Annotated in this window: 14 protein-coding genes; 10 read left to right on the forward strand and 4 right to left on the reverse strand. The window is 46.3% G+C overall.

Features of this window, described 5'->3' with window-relative positions:
• Positions 1–45: 45 nt before the first annotated feature.
• Entirely contained in the window at positions 46–918 is an 873-nt protein-coding gene (locus NC994_RS08605; protein ID WP_190432741.1) for a hypothetical protein, read from the forward strand.
• A 429-nt stretch (positions 919–1,347) separates the two neighbouring features.
• Here the strand turns inward: NC994_RS08605 and NC994_RS08610 are convergent, their stop codons facing one another.
• Entirely contained in the window at positions 1,348–3,270 is a 1,923-nt protein-coding gene (locus NC994_RS08610) for a plasmid segregation protein ParM domain-containing protein (protein WP_190432742.1), read from the reverse strand.
• Between the two features lie 138 nt (positions 3,271–3,408).
• Complete coding sequence (locus NC994_RS08615; protein ID WP_190432743.1) at positions 3,409–4,308, reverse strand: hypothetical protein; 900 nt, start codon at positions 4,306–4,308, stop codon at positions 3,409–3,411.
• Positions 4,309–5,021: 713 nt separating this feature from the next.
• On the opposite strand from NC994_RS08615, the gene dnaK reads away from it, so the two are divergent.
• Positions 5,022–6,953: a molecular chaperone DnaK gene (dnaK, locus tag NC994_RS08620; RefSeq protein WP_190432744.1), complete on the forward strand. Its 1,932-nt coding sequence runs from the start codon at positions 5,022–5,024 to the stop codon at positions 6,951–6,953.
• Positions 6,954–7,240: 287 nt separating this feature from the next.
• Here dnaK and NC994_RS08625 read toward each other — a convergent pair whose 3' ends face one another.
• Positions 7,241–8,902: a Ppx/GppA phosphatase family protein gene (locus NC994_RS08625; RefSeq protein WP_190432746.1), complete on the reverse strand. Its 1,662-nt coding sequence runs from the start codon at positions 8,900–8,902 to the stop codon at positions 7,241–7,243.
• 109 nt (positions 8,903–9,011) lie between these two features.
• On the opposite strand from NC994_RS08625, the gene NC994_RS08630 reads away from it, so the two are divergent.
• From NC994_RS08630 to NC994_RS08665, 8 genes are all read left to right on the forward strand, one after another.
• Complete coding sequence (locus NC994_RS08630) at positions 9,012–9,896, forward strand: 4-hydroxybenzoate solanesyltransferase (RefSeq protein WP_190432749.1); 885 nt, start codon at positions 9,012–9,014, stop codon at positions 9,894–9,896.
• A gap of 152 nt (positions 9,897–10,048) precedes the next feature.
• A complete protein-coding gene (locus tag NC994_RS08635; RefSeq protein WP_190432751.1) occupies positions 10,049–10,546 on the forward strand; it encodes a TIGR00725 family protein in 498 nt (165 codons plus the stop codon).
• A gap of 226 nt (positions 10,547–10,772) precedes the next feature.
• Complete coding sequence (locus NC994_RS08640) at positions 10,773–11,378, forward strand: superoxide dismutase (RefSeq protein WP_190432752.1); 606 nt, start codon at positions 10,773–10,775, stop codon at positions 11,376–11,378.
• 135 nt (positions 11,379–11,513) lie between these two features.
• Positions 11,514–11,723, forward strand: a complete 210-nt coding sequence (locus tag NC994_RS08645) for a hypothetical protein (RefSeq protein ID WP_190432754.1) — start codon at positions 11,514–11,516, stop codon at positions 11,721–11,723.
• 350 nt (positions 11,724–12,073) lie between these two features.
• On the forward strand, positions 12,074–14,242 hold the full coding sequence (gene ppk1, locus NC994_RS08650; protein WP_190432756.1) for a polyphosphate kinase 1: 2,169 nt from the start codon (positions 12,074–12,076) through the stop codon (positions 14,240–14,242).
• A gap of 206 nt (positions 14,243–14,448) precedes the next feature.
• Entirely contained in the window at positions 14,449–15,738 is a 1,290-nt protein-coding gene (locus NC994_RS08655) for a glucose-1-phosphate adenylyltransferase (protein WP_190410725.1), read from the forward strand.
• Positions 15,739–15,882: 144 nt separating this feature from the next.
• Entirely contained in the window at positions 15,883–16,398 is a 516-nt protein-coding gene (locus NC994_RS08660) for an AAA family ATPase (RefSeq protein ID WP_190432757.1), read from the forward strand.
• 76 nt (positions 16,399–16,474) lie between these two features.
• Positions 16,475–17,482 (forward strand): DnaJ C-terminal domain-containing protein, encoded by a 1,008-nt coding sequence (locus tag NC994_RS08665; protein WP_190432758.1) that lies wholly within the window; start codon positions 16,475–16,477, stop codon positions 17,480–17,482.
• Between the two features lie 66 nt (positions 17,483–17,548).
• Here the strand turns inward: NC994_RS08665 and NC994_RS08670 are convergent, their stop codons facing one another.
• Positions 17,549–19,732, reverse strand: coding sequence for a serine/threonine-protein kinase (locus NC994_RS08670; RefSeq protein ID WP_190432759.1), 2,184 nt, complete (start codon positions 19,730–19,732; stop codon positions 17,549–17,551).
• Between the last annotated feature and the right edge of the window lie 18 nt (positions 19,733–19,750).

Consider the following 19,750-nt stretch of genomic DNA (forward strand, 5'->3'; position numbering starts at 1 on the left):
TAATACAATATAATACACAGAGCTTTAATGGAATTATAGTTAGTTATGGATAGTAACAAAGTTAGAGATTTTGCTGAGCGTTTTAAAAAGTTTTATTACTACAGAGCTTTGCTTTGTGAAAAGTTAATTAACAGTGAGGTAGTCATAAGAGGACATATGCTAGAGCTGTCTCCTCCAGAGTTTAACCCTTTTCAAAATCTTTCTGTTGAAGCCTACGTGGTAGGGTTTGCTGCTCTCGATGGTTTATCGTCTGTATGGCAGGCACTCAGCACACCAACAACAACAAAAATCGGCAACCAACAAAGATTTGTCTCTTTTTTGCTGAATGTAAAGGTAGAGAAGTATTTAGATCGTGTGAGTACCCCTTTCCTAAATTACTTTTTGAAAAAAGATAAAATTGAGGAACCTTTCACGCAAGAGATTCAAAATCAATGGGTCAATAACAGAAAGCAGAATGAATCCCATAGAGTTTACTGCGATCCTACAATTGATCAACTTAAGGATTTATATATAAACTGCCACAAACACAACACTATTCCTCCCGAACAAATCATCAAGGATATAGACGCTGTGCTTACCAAGTTTACATATGCCGCGCTTATATATAAATACTATCGATGCCCATTTGTTCATGAATTCCGCGCCTCTCAATATGCTGCTTGTTTTAACCAAGGACAGCACATCTCTGTCAGAGAGATTTTCTCGGACATATCACCATCTGGAAAAGTGATACCTCGTGATGAGGTTAAACCTCAGTTAGATGTTGGTATTAGTGTCTTAACAGAAAGTATTAAGAAAGGTGCCGATATTGTCTATGACCTAATAATAGAAAAACAGTTAACAGATATTCCCTACAGCTCTAGTGATGAGATTGATATAGCAAAAAAAGTTAAGAGATCGAAGGACGACTGCCCTTAGCATATTCATTGCCAAAAATACGCTTACCCTTCGCATAAGATCCATTAGATCCACCTAAGATATCGAATGTAGTTAATTTCTCAATCCTTCATAGAATGAAATGATTTAAGTCGTCTGTAGATAAGAACTTGCCAAGACTTCTGTAATGTCAGTAAATAGCTTAATAGATTCTTAAATGGTTAAACTAAAAGATTCTCTAACTTTAGTTAAGGTTGTAAAATCGCTGTAGGCCATAAGCTAAAACAAAATAACTTAAATTAAGTATAAGTGCGAAGCTTTACTAGGCGAGCGATTACTGTACTGTTAAATATCAAATACTTCTAATTCTTAGAATTATCAGAAACGAGGAAAGAGCAATTAGCCTAAAGAAGTAGCGCGATCGCTCTCACCCAATCAGCCATAAGCAGCGAGGAAAGAGCGATAGCATCCTTACTGAATGAGAATTACTGCCTCTTCTGCCTTGGTATTTAGCGCTTTTTTCAATTCTTGCCCAACTTTCCCAATCAGTTCGTCAAAAGCTTCCTGATTCTCTGTTAGTTGTTGTCTAAAAACCTTCTCTAACTCAGGTTTCATTTGCTCGCAGGTAGAGTCGATCTTGCTATCGCTCAAAAGAAGAGAACGAGTCCAACTCGGAACATCTACTTTTGTCTTAATTGCTTCTTGGGTTTTGCTGCGGGTGATCTCCACTCCGGCGGCAAGAACGGAGGCACCATAGATTAGCACGATAGGCCAGGTCAAATGTCCAGTTAAAATTAGAGCGATGATACTACCGACAGTCCCTCCACCAATCACCACATTGACAATAAATCCCACCGTTTCGGCAAGAATCGTGTCGCCAATCGATAAGTCTGGACTAACCACATCGGGGTCGATACTTTCCTCAAACCTCAAGCTACTTCTGGGTATCTGAAACTTTTGACAAATGGGGTCGGTTTCTTCGGCTAATTCGGGTTGGATCTTGCTGTTAAACCAAGTGGCACATTGAGTATTGACAATTTGCCGAGCGCCAGGGCTTTCAATCCACTGCTCGGCCTGCTTTTTCATAGACTCTTCCAAATCAGCCAAAGTGCGTATTTTGTTGTTTTGCCAGTTTTTTAAACTTGGTTGAATTGTGCTTTCAATCAGCCCCTCTGATAGTGGCTTAGCCAGCAATTCGATTAACTCTGGAATATGTTTTTTGACCAGATCTTTTAACTTTTTTGAGTCAAATAGTGTATTGACCTCTTCTTTAAAGGCAGCAGCACGCAGATCCCATCTTCCTACCCGCGCTAAACCCAAGGCAATGCATCGTTCGGGTTCTGGATCGGGGCGAACTTGAGTATCTGGTTCCGGGAAGATTTCCTCGCAAATCTGGCGCGTAAATTTCATCCGGGATGCACCCCCAGTCATCAGCAAAAGTTGCGGTACAAAACCTTGTTTTTCAAGCCTTTCTTTCGCCTCATTCACTGATTCCCGGAACGAATGAAGCCAACTCTTGCCGCCCAATTCTGGCAAAGATTGATTCAAGATTTCATCCATAACCGCTTTATTAACTTGAGGCACAAAGTAAATCTGTTCGTTGATCGACTCAAAGCCGCGTGCAAAGGATTGTGGATTGCTGTATACCTGCTCGTTAGAAAAGTAATCTTCCTTCGCTTTGCGGCAAGCAAGTTCGCAACGCGCTTGGTGATGAGGATATGCCTCAAATACTCGTTCAAGCAACGCTTTTTCCTCGTGGTTGGCGAGAGTCTGGGCAAAAATTGCTTTATCGATTAGAGAAGCTCCCAGCGCATTACTTCCGAAATCTATCGGGATTTCGTGCAAACTTTTAACCAGAGTAAAATCTGTCGTTGAAGAGCCAATATCAACAATTAGCACCGACGATTTAAGTTTGTCATAAGAAAGCTTCCCGGCTTCCTTAGCTTGCATGAAAGCCGCCCGCGACTCTGGGACAACGCTGACTAAAGGAATACCAGATTCCTTCAGTAACTTTTGGTATTCTTCTCGTTCGTCAACAGACCATCCTGAAGGGCATCCGACGTAAAATTGGCTAGTTTCTCCACCTTCAATCTGTTTGCTTTCTTTCAAAAGGCGGTAGTAAGTTTCTAGAAACTTGCTGATTGTTTCCCGATAAGTTGGGTCAGTATTTGGTTTTTGTTTGAAAGCGATTTTGAGCTGAGTAACGCCAGCTTGGATTAATGCTTGTTCTCCAATCATATAACCGATATCGGGATGCCAAGCTAGTGCTGTGATTTGAACTTTTTTATTATTAACTTCAAGCATCCCTGGCGGCTCGATGCTCTCCACTCTCGCCTGAGCGACAGCGGTTTCACCGTGCCCCAGATCGAATCCGATAGTTTCTAAAACTTCCATTTCTATACTTTCCGCTAATCAACCATGTAAATGAGAGTTTTGATCCCCCCAACCCCCCTTGAAAAAGGGGGCTAAGAAAAAAGGGAAATACTATCTAAATGAAGATGCGACTACAAACAGCCACGATGACAAGACATCTTACTCCCTAGCCTCGGAGTATGCTGGCTCAATAACTCGACCGCGTCGGAGCAGGCGATCGCCTTTAAACAAAGCGGGAGTTATCGTTACAGACTCTTTCGCGGCAGGATCGATACTTGGCTCGAAATCAAAATACTCGCGATGCGTATCGTTCCCTTGGTAAATCTGAACCCGAATTCCCTGCTCCATTAAAATCTGTGGCAGCAATTTGGTGAGTTGAAGTGACATCTGGGGTTTCTCTAGAATTGACGCACCCATGAGTCTCTGAAGCAGATTCAACAGTTCTGGTAGCTCTTCTATTCCACTAGCATCCAGCGGTTTTTTTACTTCCTGAGTCCGGGCGACTGCCAAATCAATGGTGTTCAGGGCATCGGTCAGGTTGTCTAGAAAGACTTGGCTATCGACCCGGACGATCGGCTGGGGCGCTTCTACAGGTTGAAGAGAAACTGAACGATTGGCGCGATCGCGTTTATCGATTTGGAACACCACTTCTAGTCCAACCAGCAGAGACACCAGCAAGATATCCATCCAAGCTCCTGGTGCATCTGAAGCCAAGGAGAATAGAGAATCTAAAATGCCTATGCAGATGAGCCCCTGTAGCACTTTCAGGATTATGGTTTTGGGAGAAACCTTTCTGGCTGGGTTAGCACTCTGCTGAGGCTCTGGCTCCGAAATCGCCTCATTAGCAGCGGTAAGAGTCCCCAAGGACTGCCGCAAAGTGTCCAGGAATAAAGAAGCCAGACGTACCTGAGCGACGCTTAACTCGCCAACATAACTGCTCTGAATATTATCGAGTCGCTTTTGAACCAGCTTAACGACCTGCTCCGGGCTAGTTGCCTTATCGATCTCTGTCTGAACTTCGCTCCGTTCTTTGGTAAAAAGTGTATATAGTGTTTTCATCGCAAATTAAGACTTCAGCGTTGCTAAAATATTGAACAATCGGTTATTTTACTAAAATTTTATATGAATACTGAAGCTAGTTTTACAAATTGATTTTTATGTTTTTTTTAGGTCTAGGAAGCCGAGCCGTATTTTATTGAAAAGGTCATTTGTTAAATTTATTTAAATGGTGACAAAGTTAATTTAAAACTTTCTGCCTACCTTGATACTTTATCTATAAAAACTCGGTAAGGGATACTGCTATTTTTTAGCCGGCAGAATTTCTGATAAGAGCTTCCTGTATGGTACTTATCTATAAAGATAACTTTTACGGCTGATTCCAACTTCTACCCTAAGGAACAGCGCGATCGCTAGTGGATTATCAATGGCATTCTAGCGATCGCTTTCAGCAAAATTAGCCTAGAAGCAGTGGAGGCGATCGCCTTGATAGAGTAACCTTGAGCAAAATGAGTTAACTAAACTAAGCTTTACTGTTAAGATAGCTGCCAAATATTTTTATTTCGACTAGAACTGCGAGGCGGAGTTTCGATTGTATAACTTTTTGGGTAAAAGTTAGCAGACTGATGAGAATGCTGAATTCTACTTTAGAGCGAAACTAATAAAAAAGAATTCCCTCTAAGGTACGGAAATGAGAACTCGCCTTGGAGGTATAACCGAACCTACTATTTTTTAAACCGCTGTTAAGCTCAAGCCACCTTTAGACATTGAGCATCATGGGAAAGGTAGCTGGAATTAGTTTAGGTGCGACAAATTCTTGTATTGCAGTGATGGATGGTAAGCAACCCATCGTCATCACCAACGCTGAAGGATTCCGCCTCACTCCTTGTGTTGTAGTTTACACTAAGAACGGGGACAAATTGGTTGGTGGAATTGCCAAACGTAACGCAGGGATGCAGCCAGAAAACAGCTTTTACGCTGTTAAACGCTTTATTGGACGCAAATACGACGAAGTCATCAACGCAGTAGATAAAGTTTCTTATCAAGTTCTACCCGATAACAATGGCGGCATTAAAATCAACTGTCATCGTATAGGCAAAGAATTTACCCCTGAAGAAGTTTCTGCCCAAATTCTGCGTAAACTTGTCGATGATGCCAGCAAATATTTGGGGGAAGAAGTAACTCAAGCGGTTATTACTGTTCCTGCCTACTTCAACGATTTTCAACGTCAAGCCACCAAAGAGGCTGGCAGATTAGAGAATTTAGAAATCCTCCGCGTCATCAACGAACCGACTGCTGCTTGCCTTGCCTACGAACTAGATAAGAAAAATAACGAAACTATCCTCGTCTTTGACTTAGGCGGTAGCACGTTAGATATTAGCATTCTGGAAGTAGGTGATGGTGTATTTGAAGTTTTGGCTAGCCGTAGCGACCCCGATCTTGGTGGTAACAACTTCGACCAAAAAATTATCGATTGGCTGACCAACCAATTTCAAAGTCAAGAAGGTCTCGACTTACGCCAAAATATACAGGCTTCCCAACGGCTTACAGAAGCAGCCGAAAAAGCAAAAATAGAGCTTTCCCTCCTTACGCAAACAGAAGTTGACCTACCCTTTATTACAGCCACCCCAGATGGGCCAAAACATCTCAACGCTACCCTTACTAGAGCTGAATTTGAAGAAATGTGTTCTGAGCTTTTAGCTCGCTGTCGCCTTAACATCGAACAAGTAATTAAACAGGCGAAACTAAGCCTTAGTGACATTAATGTTGTTGTCCTGGTTGGTGGTTCTAGCTGCATTCCGGTTGTCCAAGACTTAGTGCAGGAGGTGACGAATCAAGAACCCTTGAAAAGCATTAACCCGGACGAGGCTGTAGCAATTGGGGCTGCTATTCAGGGGAAAGTAGCCAGAAGAGACAATTCCATTTATTGCATGAGGGATGTCACTCCTTTATCTTTGGGAATCGAAACTATAGAGGGTACTATGACAAAAATTATCTCCCGTCATAGTAATATTCCTGTCATCAAATCTCAAAAGTTTTATACTGCAACTTATGGGCAAACCAGTGTAGAAATAAATATTTTAAGGGGTGAACGAGAATTCGCTAAAGATAACCAGAGTTTGGGGATTCTTCGATTAGATGGGCTTTCTTTGGAGAGAACAGAAATTCAAGTAACTTTCGACCTTGATGCCAATGGTATTCTGAATGTTTATGCCAAAGAAATAAGCACCGGAAAAGAGCAATTAATTAGCATTATCGGCGCTGCCACTATCCCTGCAACTGAAGTGGAGAGTATGGTGAGAGATGCAGAACGCAATGCTGAAGCCGATCGCATACTTCGCCAAAAGATTGACATGGCGAACTTGATAGAAGCTCGTAAAAATGAGGGACAAAAACTTAAAAGTTACTCTTTGAAACTAACCTCCAACGATAACTCAGATTTCAAGACTGGAGATTTTACCAAGATGAATGATGCTTATCGGGTTCTTTTTAATTTGACGAATAACTTGGTAGAGCAAGTGCTTGCCGCCCAGAAAAGGCAAATCGAAGGACTATTAAAGAATTTGGAGAAAGCGATCGCTCAAGGGAATTATGATGAGATCAAGTCGCTTGGTAATGAATTGCAACAACTCATGATGCAGATAGGTGATGCTGCTTCACCAAGAGCGATCGCGACTATTGACGATGAATTCTATGAAGTGATTTGAGCTGCGAAGGGTAGATATTCTACCCTTCCTCAGAGCGATCGCATCTTAATATCGCTTTCTTTTTGTGACGTTACACATCAGATTCCTCAACCCCGGCTCAATGGCGGCAGTAAACGGCTTTGTTGTAGCTATATGAAGTAGTATTCTCTTTCCTCCCTTAGCTGAGTAACTGGAAATTTTAGAGCCGGGATTTTATTTGCCAGATCGTTTCAAAGCTTGAAGATTCCGTGTTATTTGAGACGCAGACTTTTGATTTTTGACGATTGCTCGAAAAGCTCTTTATTGAGCTATTGGCTAATTGGAACAGCAATAGCATTCAAAACTGGCAGTAGTTTAATGCCGTACTCTGCCTCAAAAACGTCTTTTTTATAATCTAAACTCCAGATTTCTAAGGCACAATCATCATCGAGCTGAGTTGGCTTTAGGTGAAGCTGAAGTTCTTTCGTTTCTGCGTTGTATTCGCACTGCACTTGCCGAATTGCACCAATTTGTCTCCGGTCAAGAGCAACTGCTAATCTGAGCAAGGCACTCAACTGAGCAACGATCTGTCGGTGCTGTTTAGTCGGCAGATTTTGATAGTTCTCGTGCTTTTTCCTCGGCGCACTCTTGCGGTGATAGCGGGCTAAATTCGCAATTACATCAATTTCGGCTTCCGTATAGCCTAAAAGTTCACCATTGCGAATTAAGTAAAAAGAGTGTTTGTGGTGGGAAGAATGACTGATATGGTGTCCGCAATTGTGTAAAATTGCGGCTGCCCACAGTAGTTCCCGTTCTTCTGAACCCCAATGGTGGAGGATGCCTTGGGTTTGGTCAAATAAGCTAAGGGCGAATTCTGCAACTCGCTGAGAGTATTCCAGGTTGACACCGTATTTGCGGGCGGTTTTGATTACATTACGCTCGCGTACAGAACTTTGGTAGCGCAGCTTGTCTTCGATTAAGCCGTGAGCGAGCATCCAATCGACGATCACTCCTTCCCGGAGACTCCGTTCGCAGACCGTTAGCAATTCAGCGCCTAGCAGAGTCATCGCTTCTTGTAAAATAACCGCCCCGGCAACAATAATTTCTGACCGCCGCTCTGACATTCCTGGTATGGCGGCTCGTTCTAAGTAATTGAGCCTTCGCAAGCGATTCACTAAGTCTCTCAAGTCATTGAGACTCAGCTGGTAGCCATTTAGCGAAAAGGGGTTAGTACCTAGTTTTTCTCGCGCGTGTATCGTCACCAGCGTCTCAATCGTCCCGGACGTTCCCACTAAACGCGGCTGTTCCCCTGGTTGGAGAACTGCCCGCAATTCATCAACGGCTCGTTCTAGCTGTCCGCGCACATAAGCTTGTAGAGACTGAAATTCGCCATTGCTGATGGGATCGGTGGTAATAAATTCTGCGGTTAGTCGGACTGCACCGACTTTAGTGCTGCTGAGCGATCGCGGTTCGTGACTATCCCCTAAAATTAACTCGGTCGAACCGCCGCCAATGTCAATAATGATGTGGGGATGGTTATTTAATTCCATTCCCGACAGCACGCCTAAGTAAATTCTCCGGGCTTCTTCTTGACCGGAAATCAGGTTGACAGATAAGCCCAAGTCTGATTCTACTTGTTTTAAAAAGTCTCGCCCGTTGGGGGCTTCTCTTACCGCACTGGTTGCTACGGCGATTATTTGTTCGGCGTTGAGACTTTTGGCAATTCCCTGGAAACGGCGCAAGGCTGCGATCGCTCGTTCCATTGCCGCTGGCGTCAGATTTCCCGTCTTTTTATCGCGATCGCCCAGTCTCACCGTGTCTTTTTCTCTGGCAATAATCGAAAAAGCAGGCAGCTTGGGTTGAATTTGCACGACTACCATGTGCAGGGAATTGGTCCCTAAGTCAATCGCAGCGAGAATCCGATCTCGATCCACGCTAGGAGTTGAAACACCCGCAGAATTATCTTTAGCGTTGGCAACTAAATTGACCATTTCGATGTATCCAGGGTTGCAGAACCAGCCGAGATTTGATGAATAAGGATATTCTATAGGGGATAAAGATGTGATTAATGATATTTCTGGATACTCATTTTTCTAGACCATGCTGACCCAGCAAGAACATAAAGAAACAGAACCCACCTGGCTTACAGTCGTCCGGCTTTTGAGATGGGATAAGCCAGCAGGACGCCTGATATTGATGATTCCGGCACTATGGGCGGTCTTTCTGGCAGCAGCAGGAAAGCCACCGTTGCCGCTGGTAGGCGTGATTGTACTGGGTACTTTAGCGACCAGTGCTGCCGGGTGTGTTGTCAATGATTTGTGGGATCGGGATATCGATCCGCAAGTAGAAAGAACGCGATCGCGTCCCCTCGCCTCTCGCGCTTTGTCGGTCAAAACTGGCATCGTCGTTGCCTTGGTAGCGATGAGTTGCGCTGGGGTTCTCGCACTCTACCTTAATTCCCTTACTTTCTGGTTGTGCGTGGCGGCAGTTCCCGTAATTATTTTCTATCCCACCGCCAAGCGCGTCTTTCCAGTGCCTCAGCTAGTGCTGTCGATTGCTTGGGGTTTTGGCGTGCTGATTAGCTGGACTGCTGTAACTGCCAAGCTAGAAGAACCCACCTGGATTTTATGGGGCGCGACGGTACTCTGGACACTTGGATTTGACACCGTTTATGCCATGTCAGATCGGGAAGATGACCGGCGGATTGGCATTAATTCCAGCGCTTTATTTTTTGGCAATTATGCGGCTGAAGCTGTTGGTGTCTTCTTTACTGGCACGGTTATTTTGCTTGAATGGTTGGGAATTGTGATGGATCTAAAGCTTAGCTTTTGGATCGCTTTGAGTTTGGCAACCTTAGCTTGGATTTGGCAATATTCTCGACTCAGCCAGAAAGATATCCCAACGCCAGTATATGGGGAAACTTTTCGCCAAAATGTTTGGATTGGTTTTGTTTTACTGGCTGGAATGATTGCTGGTTCTCTGTAGTCTTGAGTGAGTTTTTTGAACATAAAGAACGCAAAGATACGCTGAGGAAAATGCTAATTCATTGCACTTTTATTACTTTGCCTACCTTTGCGTAAAACTCTGCGTACCTCGGCGTTAAAAATTTCAACGCTTAGGAGTAAGGTCAGCTTGCCATGAAAAAAACCCTAATTGGCGTTATGGGACCAGGAGCCAACGCCACAGAAACTGACTTAGAAAACGCTTATAAACTCGGTCAATTCATCGCCCAAGAGGGATGGGTTTTGCTGACTGGCGGCAGAAATGCTGGTGTGATGGATGCGGCGAGTAAAGGAGCAAAATTTGCTAATGGTTTAACAATTGGCGTTCTTCCCACTAACGATACCAGCGCGGTTTCTGATGCCGTAGATATTGCAATTGTTACCGATATGGGAAATGCGAGAAATAATATTAATGTTCTTTCTTCTGATGTTGTGATTGCCTGCGGCATGGGTGCAGGAACCGCTTCGGAAATTGCCTTAGCTTTGAAGAACCATAAAAAAGTGATTTTATTAACGAATCATCCAGAAAGTAAAGCTTTTTTCCAAAGCTTGTCTGAAGACTCTATTTTGATTGCCAATACTCCAGCAGCGGCAATCGAAATGGTTAGAGGAGTTTTGAGCGATCGCCATTAATTATCTCTTTGGGTAGATGCAACAGGGAGAAACTAGTGGGAGTCCTGCCTAAATTGGCACATAGCGTTGATTTTGGCTGTCTCTCGACTTTTAAGGTACAATCCAGTGGTTAAGTTTTATATCGCTAGCGATCGCAACCTCGATCGGACGAGACTTAGATCCTTAAGAAGAAAAAACTTCTCCCTTAGTTTTAAGCTAGAAAGCAGTTAGCAGAGGATTGAACACAATGGCATTTGAATTACCCCCTTTACCTTACGATCAAGACGCTTTAGAGTCGTCAGGTATGTCGGCGCGGACACTTGAGTTCCATTACGGCAAGCATCACGCTGCTTACGTGAACACTCTCAACAATCTAGTTAAGGACACAGAACTAGCCGACAAGTCGCTTGAAGAAATCATCAAGGCAACCTACAAAGCATCAGACAAAGCTGCTGTATTCAACAACGCTGCTCAGGTATGGAATCATACCTTCTATTGGAATGGCATCAAGCCAAATGGAGGCGGCAATCCGAGTGGCGAACTAGCGGAAAAAATTAACGCCAGCTTCGGTAGCCTTGACAAATTCAAAGAAGAGTTCAAAAATGCCGGAGGCACTCAATTCGGTAGTGGTTGGGCTTGGCTAATCAAGGATGGCGATACCCTAAAAGTAACCAAGTCTCCGAACGCAGAAAACCCGATTGCCTACGGACAAACTCCCTTGCTAACAATGGATGTTTGGGAACACGCCTACTATCTGGATTACCAGAATAGTCGTCCCAACTTTATGCAGAACTTTGTTGACCACTTGATCAACTGGGACTTTGTTGCCCAGAATTTAACGGCATCTGCTTAAATAACAGCTGATGTTTCAGTTACATCAAATTTAATCATCTGGAAAACAGCCACGTTAGTAGTGGCTGTTTTTTTATTATCTGTAAACTTCGGCTGCCTGTATCTTTAAAGAAGATAAATTCCCACCAGATAAATCATGGATAGCAAAGAACTAGCCCAATACATTGAAGCCACAGATAGCATTTCCAAGCCTTGGCTATTAGTGCAATTGCGGCTAAAAAAACTCCAAGAACGCCGCCCGACTATCTCTCCAGAGGAATATGTTCAAGAATTAGCAGATATTCATCAGGACTTGATGAATCTGGGTGAGTGGTGGCGGGGAAGGGAAGATGAGGTATTTGGTTAATAAAACTCATCGAATCGCTATCGTCAGCTGGGCAGAGGCTTGGCAAGGCGTGCGGGTGAAGTATCCAGTTAAAGGAGGGAGTAGCGATCGCTCGCCCGGAGCCTGCCTTGAGAGCATAAACCTATCGCTTTTGCATGAGGTCATGATATTTAACGCCTTTCTGTAGATAGGTTTTGGGTCATCTAAGTCAGGATACGATGAATTAATAACACAGCCAGAATTAAGATAAGCGCATTTTAAAAATGAGTGGTAAAACAATCAGCGCGAATCTGCGATCAATTCAGATGGAATTCACTGGTTGGTGTTGCAAGTAACAATGAATACCTGCCAGCCTGACTGCCATTAGAATTATGTCAAAAGCGAAAAAGACCGCAGCAACACACCATAATATTGACCTAAACCATCCGCAGTACTATTTCAACCGCGAACTCAGCTGGTTGGAGTTTAACAATCGAGTTTTGCATGAAGCGATCGATCCTCGGACGCCGCTGCTAGAACGCCTGAAATTCATGGGGATTTTTAGTGCCAACTTCGACGAATACTTCATGGTGCGCGTCGCTGCTCTTAAGCAACAGGTGGAAGCAAAAGTGAGCCAGCTGACGCCCGATGGTCGGACACCAAGCGACCAGCTAGAAGAGATTAGCTTGGCAGCGCGACCTCTGGTAGCACAACAGCATCAACACTTTGAGAAAGCATTGCGACCCTTGATGACCGCGCAAGGCATTCATCTTTTAGACTACGTGGATCTGAACCAGGAACAGCGGGCTTACCTGCAAAACTATTTTGAAGAGCAAATTTTCCCAGTTCTGACCCCCTTAGCTGTTGATCCCAGCCATCCTTTTCCCTATATGTCTAACCTCAGTCTGAATCTGGCTGTGGTGGTGAAAGACCCAGACACGGGGGAAGAACTGTTTGCCAGAGTGAAAGTCCCAAAAGTTTTACCTCGATTTTTGCCCTTACGGTTGGAGTCCGGGCTGGGAAGTCGGTCGTCTGGACTCGAAGAGGAACGATTCCGGAATGAACGCCTGATTTGGATGGGTGTGCCCCTAGAACAGGTGATTGCTCATAATCTAGAGTCACTGTTTCCGGGGATGAATATCCAGGAATATCACCCCTTCCGAATCACTCGCAATGCAGATTTGGAGGTGGAAGAAGATGAAGCCGACGATCTGATGCTGGCGATTGAGCAAGAACTGCGGAAACGTCGGGTGGGTGGTTCGGCGGTACGGATGGAAATTCAAGCTTCAATGCCCGAATCCATGAAAGGGATGCTGATGCGGGAACTGGGGCTGTTGGAGCGGGATGTTTACGAGGTGGACGGGCTATTGGGGCTGGCAGACTTGATGTACTTCATGCAATTGCCACTCCCGGAACTGAAAGACCCTGTGTGGACGCCAGGGATACCCCCACGCCTGCGGCGGCTCAGTGAAGGAGATTTGGATGAGGGAGAAGATATTTTCTCGGTCATTCGCACCGCAGATTTGATGGTTCACCATCCTTATCAATCTTTTGGAGGAACGGTACAGCGCTTCATTACCCAAGCGGCAATCGATCCAAATGTGCTGGCGATTAAAATGACTCTCTACCGAACATCTGGGGACTCGCCGATTCTCAATGCCCTAATTACAGCGGCTGAGCATGGCAAGCAAGTAGCGGTTCTGGTGGAACTAAAAGCCCGTTTTGATGAAGAGAACAATATTAACTGGGCACGCAAGTTAGAACAAGCGGGCGTACATGTGGTCTATGGGTTGGTGGGTTTAAAGACGCATACCAAAGTGGTTTTGGTGGTACGCCGAGAAGAAAACCAAATTCGCCGGTATGTCCACATCGGCACGGGGAACTATAATCCCAAAACCGCTCGGATTTATACAGATGTGGGGCTATTAAGCTGCCGTGAAGACTTGGGGGCGGATTTGACGGATTTGTTTAATTACTTGACGGGTTACTCGCGGCAACGGTCTTACCGCAAGTTGTTGGTGTCGCCGGTGAACTGCCGCGATCGCTTTTTGAGCTTGATCCGCCGCGAGATAGAACATTGCCATCATGGCAAAAGCGGTCGAATTGTCGCCAAGATGAATTCACTGACAGATCCCCAACTCATTGCCTCGCTTTACGAAGCTAGCATCGCTGGGGTAAAAATCGATTTGATTATCCGCGGAATTTGCTGTCTGCGACCTGGTGTGGAAGGAGTCAGTGAAAATATCCGGACGATTAGTGTTGTCGGGCGTTATCTAGAACACTCGCGGATTTTTTACTTTCAAAATGCTGGCAGTGAGGAAGTTTATATCGGCAGTGCTGATTGGATGCGCCGCAACTTGGATCGACGAGTAGAAGCGATCGCGCCAATAGAAGATCCCGAAATTTCTAAAGATTTACAAGAAATCTTAGGAATTATGCTCGCCGATAACCGTCACGCTTGGGATTTACAACCAGATGGTCGTTACATCCAACGCCATCCCGGTGACAAGGAAAGAGAACAAAGTGCCCAGAAAATTTTGATGGAAATGGCACTGCAATAGGGCGGTGGGAAATGAGCGTGTTGAGTTTTGAATTTTGAGTTTTGAATAAAAAAGAGTGCTTTAATTCAAAACTCAACACTGATTCCTTGAAACTTTTTCCGAATTATCCATAACCCCTAACATCGATTCCCCCTCCCCCCCTTGCCAACTGCTCCAGACCGTCCGACACTGGTTTTGGGAGTTGACTGGCAATCGAGAGGTTTGAAGTGAAAAAAGTTCTAAGCATTATTCTCGGAGGTGGCGCTGGCACCCGCCTTTACCCGCTGACCAAGTTGCGAGCGAAGCCAGCCGTGCCTCTGGCAGGAAAGTATCGCCTAATCGATATTCCGGTCAGTAATTGCATTAACTCAGAAATTTACAAAATCTACGTTCTGACCCAATTCAACTCAGCTTCCCTCAACCGCCATATTGCCCGCGCCTACAGTTTCGCAGGGTTCACAGAAGGGTTTGTGGAGGTGCTAGCCGCCCAGCAAACGCCAGAAAACCCCAACTGGTTCCAAGGCACTGCCGATGCTGTCCGTCAGTATCTCTGGCTGTTGGATGAGTGGGATGTTGATGAGTACCTGATTTTGTCAGGAGATCATCTCTACCGCATGGACTATCGCCAGTTCGTGCAACGCCACCGCGACACTAATGCCGATATCACCCTCTCCGTTGTGCCAATGGATGAGCGACGGGCGTCCGATTTCGGCTTAATGAAAATCGATGATACCGGACGGGTGATAGATTTCAGCGAAAAGCCTAAAGGCGATGCTCTCAAGGAGATGCAGGTCGATACGACAACGCTGGGATTGAGTGCGGAACAAGCGAAGAAAAATCCCTACATCGCCTCAATGGGGATTTATGTCTTCAAAAAAGACGTGCTGATGCATCTGCTGCAAACTAACCAAGAGCGAACCGATTTTGGTAAGGAGATTATCCCCGCTTCGGCGCAGGATTATAACGTTCAAGCTTATTTATTTAATGACTACTGGGAAGATATTGGAACGATGGAGTCGTTCTACGAGGCGAACTTGGCTCTCACCAGACAACCGCAGCCGCCTTTTAGTTTCTACGATGAGGATGCTCCGATTTACACTCGCGCTCGTTATTTACCGCCCAGTAAGCTGTTAGATTGCCAAATCACCGAGTCGATTATTGGGGAAGGCTGCATCCTGAAAGAATGCCGGATTGAGCATTCAGTTTTGGGAGTGCGATCGCGCATTGAATCGGGTTCCTTAATTGAAGACTCCCTTGTCATGGGTGCCGACTTATACCAACCCTTCGCCGAACGACAAGCTCACTGTGAAGACGGTAAAGTTCCGTTGGGAATTGGTTCGGACACCCGGATTCGCCGCGCTATCATTGACAAAAACGCCCACATTGGTTGCAATGTGCAAATCATTAACAAAGACAGGGTGGAAGAAGCCAACCGTGAAAGCGAAGGTTTCTACATCCGTAGCGGGATTGTTGTGGTACTGAAAAATGCCGTGATTCCGGATGGAACCGTCATTTAGGATGGAAATTAGTTCGGGGAGTTGCTAATTGGGAAAAAGTTGAAGTAGAGACGCGATTCTCGCGTTTGAATTTGGGTTTTGAATTAAAGAACTCTCTTTAACTCAAAACTCAAAACTCTGATTACTTACTCCCAACACCGAAACATGACTCGATTAATTCTCCTAATTGGGTTGCCCGGTAGCGGCAAATCTTCTCTGGCACAAAAGCTCGTAGCAGAATGCCCTCAGCATCGGCTGATTGCCACAGACGCAATCCGGGAACAACTGTTTGGGGATGAAGCGATTCAAGGGTCGTGGCTGTTGGTGTGGAGCGAAGTACAGCGCCAATTAAGCCAAGCAGTTGAGGAGAAAAGACAAGCGATTTTCGACGCGACGAATGCGGCTCGTAAACATCGCCGGGAAGCGCTCGCTACTTCTCGCGATCGCGGTTTTACCCACATTACCGGCTTGTGGCTGGATACGCCAGTGCAGGAATGTCTAGAAAGAAATCGATTAAGACTCCGCCAAGTTCCAGAAGAAGTTATTTTACAGATGCACCGCCAACTGGTAGACGCTCCGCCCACCCTAGCTGATGGACTCGATCGTTTAATCCGTTATTCAGCGACAAGTACGGAAATCGCGATCGCCTCAGTGCGGAAAAGCCGAACTTATATCCATTGACTGATTTGATACCCTATCTCTGAGAAGGTAAAAAATAAAACTTAAACTAAATATTTAGAGGAGAGGAGGGAGGTTGATGGCTGCGACCGATTTTAAAGACTATTACGCCATCCTGGGAGTTACTAAAACCGCTAGTGCCGATGAAATCAAAAAAGTCTACCGGCGACTGGCACGAAAGTACCACCCCGACATGAACCCTGGCAACAAAGAAGCTGAAGCTCGCTTCAAGGAAGTCAGCGAAGCCTACGAAGTGCTATCCGACCCAGAAAAACGTAAAAAGTACGATCAGTTCGGACAGTACTGGAAACAAGTCGGGGAAGGATCGTCACCCTATCCAGGCGGAGTGAACGTTGATTTTGGCGGCTTTGACTTTAGTCAGTACGGCAGTTTTGATGAATTTGTCAACGATCTCCTGGGCGGATTAGGGGGTGCCAGTGCCCGTTCTGGCGGTCGTGCTGGACGCCGCACGACTTATCGCACTTCTACAGGCCCCACTGGGTATACAGACTTTGGCGGGTATTCTGGCTTCGATCCGCAAGCCGCCGCAGCCGCCGATCGAGAAGCGGTCATTAAACTCAGCCTATCCGAGGCTTTTCATGGCGTCCAGAAGCGTTTAGATTTAGGCAATGAAGCCATTGACGTTCGGATTCCTCCGGGTACAAAACAAGGCAGTCGAATTCGCGTCAAAGGCAAAGGTTCAGTCAGCCCCTATACTCAGCAGCGGGGTGACTTATACTTAACCGTGGAGCTGCTGCCCCACTCGTTCTTCCAATTCGATGGTGATAATCTCGTCTGCGAAGTGCCGGTAACGCCAGATGAAGCCGTGTTGGGGGCACCCGTGGAAGTGCCGACGCCGGATGGTTCTGTCACTGTCAACGTTCCCCCTGGTGTCCGTTCGGGACAATCTCTGCGGTTGCGCGGTAAAGGTTGGCCCAACCCTAAAGGCGGACGTTCCGATCAGCTGGTAAAGATTTTGATTGTGACGCCGAAAGAACTCAGTGCTACGGAACGAGAATATTACGAGAAAATCCGGGAGAACCGCACCTTCAATCCCCGCAGCAATTTGCCGCAGGTACGGCTGTAGACGTTATCCGAGCTTTTCATCTGAACCCCACCCCTTACTCTCCCCCAAAGAGGTAAGGGGTTTCATTTAGGGGGAAGGAGTGGTTGTTTGTGCCGGTTCAGGAGAAGCAGTGGTCGTTTCAGCCGGTTCAGGTGAGGGAGCCGGAGGGTTTTCCACGCCGATATCAAGTTGATAATCAACGGGCTGGGAAGCTTCGGAAACAACGATGAATTCGTAGTAGCCTGATTGAGGCAAGGTTCCCGACCAAGTTTTTTCGGTGGAGTCTTCGAGGATTGGGGGAAATGTACTCGTTGGGGGGTAAAGGGAAAGCCGCAGTTTTGAACTCCCCGTAAAGTTAACTGCTAATAATTGATTTTGGGCAAAGTTGCCGATGTAGGCTTTTCCTTCTCCTGGTTGGAGGGTGCCGCTGACTCGTTTGCCCACTGCCCCTGGAGCAAAGCGAATTGTTTCCAGCGCCTCTTGAGATTGCACTGCTTTGACTTTCTCCCCAGCGATCGCGTGCCAGATTTGACCGACTGGCTGATTGAGAAAATCTCTGCCCCGCTGTTCTGGAAATACTTGGAAAAATGCCACATCTGCGAGATCGTAGAGGGCGCGACTGCTCAGGTTTCGCTGGTTGACTTGCCCTTTCCAGCGATCGCGATCCGCTGCACCATAGCTTCCTAAACGCTGTCTCGCTGCGCCTGGTAATTTCGCCTGATCTAGCTTATCGAGCAATTCAGTTGCGATCCGATCCCATTGCTCTCGTAATTGCTCATTTTCTGGCCCATTCCCCAGCGTGCGCCCTCGTTGATTGGGGTTCTGAGTCCAGAAAACTTCATTCACCCAGTTGACATAGAAATTGTAGTTAACGCCGAGACTTTGACGGCGATCGCGCAGCTGTTGCTTGCGTGCCTGTTCCGCAGGCGAAAACTGCGAGGAAGGATTTTCCTGATCGACGGGCGGCGAAGAACTGGGTGAGGGTGTGGCATCGGAGGTTTCTTCCCCAGACTTCGATAGTGATTGTATCCAAAGATTGCCAGCCCACCAGCCGATTCCAGTCGCGCCCGTAATCAGCAGCGACACGACCAAAGTTTTTCCCACTAAACCGAGAAAGGGAGATTGCGGTTTGGGGGCTGGCGGCGGTAATGGATTGGGGGTTGGGATCGGCTGGGTAGCGTTGGCGATTGGCTGGGGTGAGTTGGCGATTGCCTGGGGGGGCGGGGGAATTTGGGCACGAGCCACCACCATTGTCGGTGCCATCGGGGGTTTGGTGGGTGGCTGAGTGGGAGGAAGATCGGGTGCTGGGGCAGGCGAATGGGCAGATGAAAGGCTCTGTAACACAGCGCTGGCAGATTGATAGCGATCGCCCGGTCGTCGTGAAAGCATTTTATCCAATACTGCTCCCAGAGCGGGGCTAAGGTTCACGTCCCGCCGCCAGTTCCACAAAAGCGTTCCATCGTCGATTAGCTCTTGCGGCTGTTTACCCGTGAGCAACACCAACATCGTTGCTGCCAAAGCATATAAATCGCTATGGGGAAACACAATTCCCCGTTGCATCTGTTCATCGGGGGCGTATCCGGGCTTACCTAACCGAGTATGGATGGTCGCTGTTTCCATCCCTGGTGTCTCGTTAAACTCCGATTCTACGGTGGCTGCGACTTCCTTGACGCCACCGAAGTCAATCAAAACGGGCAGTTGGTCAGAAGCTCGCGAAATCATGTTATCTGGGGCAATATCGCGGTGAATGACCCCCATCGAATGGATATATTCTAGAACTGGTAAAATTTGCAGCAGAATCTGCCGTACCTCTGCCTCGCTAAACCGCGCTCCTTGATGTTTCCGACTTTCGAGAAGCGCGCGATAAGTTTGACCTTCCACATAGTCTTGGACTAAAAACAGGCGTCCGTTCCCTCGCTGGTTTACCCGAAATAACTCTCGAAAGTTGGGAATTTGCGGATGTTTCAGCTTGTAAAGGACACCCGCTTCCCGCTCAAATAGTTCGGAAGCTTTTTGCAAAGCGTAAGTGCCTTGCACCTTGGGAGCAAATTCCTTTAAAACACAGGCTTCGTTGAAGCGGTTGAGGTCTTCAGACAAATAAGTGCGTCCAAAGCCACCGTGCCCCAATTCGCGCACAATTCGATAGCGATCGCCCAGCGTCATCCCCGGTAAAACAGTATTACTCACCACAGCAGGTAGTGGTTCGCCACAATGCTGGCAAAAGCGACCATCGATGGGATTCTCGTGTCCTTTGGTGCAATAGAGGGGCATGATTAACCTGGGGCAATT

It is taken from the genome of Trichocoleus sp. AS-A1, assembly GCF_039962015.1.
GTDB lineage: Bacteria > Cyanobacteriota > Cyanobacteriia > Cyanobacteriales > FACHB-T130 > FACHB-T130.

Coding starts and splice junctions, on each gene's coding strand:
- NC994_RS08605 (WP_190432741.1), top strand. CDS start 46: ATGGATAGTAACAAAGTTAGAGATTTTGCTGAGCGTTTTAAAAAGTTT.
- NC994_RS08610 (WP_190432742.1), bottom strand. CDS start 3,270: ATGGAAGTTTTAGAAACTATCGGATTCGATCTGGGGCACGGTGAAACC.
- NC994_RS08615 (WP_190432743.1), bottom strand. CDS start 4,308: ATGAAAACACTATATACACTTTTTACCAAAGAACGGAGCGAAGTTCAG.
- dnaK (WP_190432744.1), top strand. CDS start 5,022: ATGGGAAAGGTAGCTGGAATTAGTTTAGGTGCGACAAATTCTTGTATT.
- NC994_RS08625 (WP_190432746.1), bottom strand. CDS start 8,902: ATGGTCAATTTAGTTGCCAACGCTAAAGATAATTCTGCGGGTGTTTCA.
- NC994_RS08630 (WP_190432749.1), top strand. CDS start 9,012: ATGCTGACCCAGCAAGAACATAAAGAAACAGAACCCACCTGGCTTACA.
- NC994_RS08635 (WP_190432751.1), top strand. CDS start 10,049: ATGAAAAAAACCCTAATTGGCGTTATGGGACCAGGAGCCAACGCCACA.
- NC994_RS08640 (WP_190432752.1), top strand. CDS start 10,773: ATGGCATTTGAATTACCCCCTTTACCTTACGATCAAGACGCTTTAGAG.
- NC994_RS08645 (WP_190432754.1), top strand. CDS start 11,514: ATGGATAGCAAAGAACTAGCCCAATACATTGAAGCCACAGATAGCATT.
- ppk1 (WP_190432756.1), top strand. CDS start 12,074: ATGTCAAAAGCGAAAAAGACCGCAGCAACACACCATAATATTGACCTA.
- NC994_RS08660 (WP_190432757.1), top strand. CDS start 15,883: ATGACTCGATTAATTCTCCTAATTGGGTTGCCCGGTAGCGGCAAATCT.
- NC994_RS08665 (WP_190432758.1), top strand. CDS start 16,475: ATGGCTGCGACCGATTTTAAAGACTATTACGCCATCCTGGGAGTTACT.
- NC994_RS08670 (WP_190432759.1), bottom strand. CDS start 19,732: ATGCCCCTCTATTGCACCAAAGGACACGAGAATCCCATCGATGGTCGC.